The organism is Rothia sp. HMSC061C12 (assembly GCF_001815755.1).
GTDB classification, from domain to species: Bacteria; Actinomycetota; Actinomycetes; order Actinomycetales; family Micrococcaceae; genus Rothia; species Rothia mucilaginosa.
Genome location: NZ_KV821867.1, coordinates 12023 through 14514 on the forward strand (window position 1 = coordinate 12023; position 2492 = coordinate 14514).

Consider the following 2492-nt stretch of genomic DNA (forward strand, 5'->3'; position numbering starts at 1 on the left):
AGCGCCGCTATCGTCCCCCTCGGCCGTATTTTTGTCTTCTGTATATGACCCGTCGGGTTCAACATACATTACGAATTCCCAAATGTGCTTCAGCATGAGAGTGTATTCTTTAGTTTTTTCATCATAGATAAAACGCCAAAAATGACGTTTGTCTACGTTCTGAGGTAGCCTTTAGGCTCCCTTTTTTCTTAGTAAATACCGATGAGTAATTGCATGCCAAGACTAGTCAGGATGATAGCAATCCAGCAAATGGCTCCAAGAAGAATGGATTTTCCACTGGATTTGATCATAGCAATGAGGTTGGTTTTGAGACCAATAGCACTCATAGCCATGATGATGAGGAATATGGAGAGTTGTTTGAGAGGTGAAAAGAAGCTAGTGCTGACACCGAAAGATGTGAGAAGAGTAGTTAGCAGAGAAGCTAGGATAAAGTAGAGAATGAAAACGGGGAAGATTTTTTTAAGCTTCACTCCTTGGTTGTTGCCTTGTTGACGGCTTTGCCAATAGGAGAGGAAGAGAACGATAGGGATAATAGCTAGAGTACGTGTCAGCTTGACAATAGTTGCAGGCTCAAGAGTGTTTGCATTGTAAAGACTATCCCAGGCACTAGCAGTAGCTGTCACAGAGGAAGTATCGTTGACCGCAGTACCCGCAAAGAGAGCAAAACCTTCGTTGGAAAGATGGAGCCAAGAACCTAGAGTCGGAAAGATAAGAGCTGCCAAGACATTGAAGAAAAAGATAACAGAAATGGCTTGGGCTACTTCTTTTTCCTTGGCGTGAATAACAGGAGCAGTCGCTGCAATGGCAGAACCGCCACAGATAGAAGATCCAACTCCAATCAAGGTAGCTAGTTTTGTATCAAGGTTAAAAAAGCGTTGGAAAAAGAAAGCTATAATCAATGCAATTGAAATAGTTGAAAGGATAACAGGAAGGGAAGATGTTCCAACTGCGAAAACTTGTGAGATACTGAGTCCAAACCCAAGCAAAATAACAGCATACTGAAGCAGTTTTTTGGAGCTATAAGTCAAACCGGCATCCAGTTGTGTATAGGAAGTGAGAAAGGGATGGAGAATCATTCCGATAAAAATGGCGAAAACAGGTGCTCCCACAACAGGCAGAAATCCTCCTAAAACCCAAGAGATGATAGAAATGATCAGACAGACTGACAGTCCTGCCCAATTTTTTGATAGAAATGACATAAAAACCTCCGAAAATAAACACTCCTTATTATAATCTTATTTGTTAGAAAAATAAAATAGAAAGTAGGAATGCAGACCCAGCCCTGGGCGCACACCACCTCAGCCTCCGCGCTGATAAAGGCCTTCGATATCCTTGAGGAACTTAATATCCTTCTCGTAGGTATCCAGCATATAGGGCCATACATACTGCATGTCATTGCGCGGCGGGTCAAAAGAGTGGAAGCCATGGAAACGTATTCCTTATATCGGTGTGGTGTGTAAAAGGTGAATGCTGCTTAGACGTTGAATTCTTCGAAGTCTAGAATTGACCACTTTTGGCCGTCATGTTTCATTTTGACTTTGAGAGTATCGTTAGTTTTATCCTCGTTATCCCACGCAGTCCATTTACCGTCTGGTTCAACGTGGATTTCCTGATTCCAGTTACGATACATTTTCCAGAAATATGTTTCGCCGTCTTCGGACCAAGGCGACCCATCAGCTGTAAATTTCTCGATACCGTCGATAACCCATCCGCCGCGCCTGTATAGTTTTTCGACGCTTTCGTAGGCTTCTAATTCGGAGCTGAAATTAGGCGAGATGAATTCTCGTGCCTTTGCATAGTCACCAGTCTGGATACCGTAGTTTCCCCACTGGACCCATGCGTCAAATGTTTTACGTAGGCCTTCTAGAGACTTTTCGTTGTAGCCTTCTTCGGGGAGGCTGGGTTTCGGTACGTTCTGGGCTGGGCCGTATTTGTCGGCCTTTCGGTACTCTCCATCGGGTGCCTTGGATCCGCCCGAGTAGCCGCGAACAGTAGATGGAGTAGCGCTTGCCGAAGGTGCCTCAGATGCTGCAGCCGACGCGCTCGCCTCGTTGGTGGCTTGCTGGCCGCACGCTGCAAGCAGGGCCCCCAGGCCCACAAGAGCGCCGCTACCCAACAGTGCGCGGCGGTTCAAAATAACGGAAGTCATGGAAGTAAATTCCTTCTGTCGGTGTGGTGTGTGAATTGAAGAAAGAGACTATTGCTAGCTATCTATTTCCTCAATTGATTTACTTCCAGCAATCTTCCAATAGCCATCAGAGTAGGTGAAAAGGAAATAGAAAGTATCGTCACTAGTCTCAGTGTTAGCCTGCATTGTGAGGTGACCATTAGATTCAACGTACATAACGCTGCTCCAGAACCGACGATGCTTCATACGATACATTTTCTTTGCTTCGTCGTAGATAAGCGGGCCTTCTGGCTGGTAGCTATCCAGCCCGTCAACAGTCCATCCTCCGCGCTGGTAAAGACCCTGAATATACAGGTAGAACTCA

The 2492-nt window shown here is 45.4% G+C and carries 2 protein-coding genes and 1 pseudogene; all 3 read right to left on the bottom strand.

All coding sequences use genetic code 11. The annotated features are described in order from the left end of the window. Positions 1-188 precede the first annotated feature (188 nt). On the bottom strand, positions 189-1199 hold the full coding sequence (locus HMPREF3055_RS04620; RefSeq protein ID WP_049345144.1) for a YeiH family protein: 1011 nt from the start codon (positions 1197-1199) through the stop codon (positions 189-191). A 275-nt stretch (positions 1200-1474) separates the two neighbouring features. After that, a complete protein-coding gene (locus HMPREF3055_RS04630; RefSeq protein ID WP_049345147.1) occupies positions 1475-2149 on the bottom strand; it encodes a DUF6318 family protein in 675 nt (224 codons plus the stop codon). Between the two features lie 54 nt (positions 2150-2203). Next, positions 2204-2492, bottom strand: a pseudogene (locus HMPREF3055_RS09340) (hypothetical protein); the annotation flags it as partial.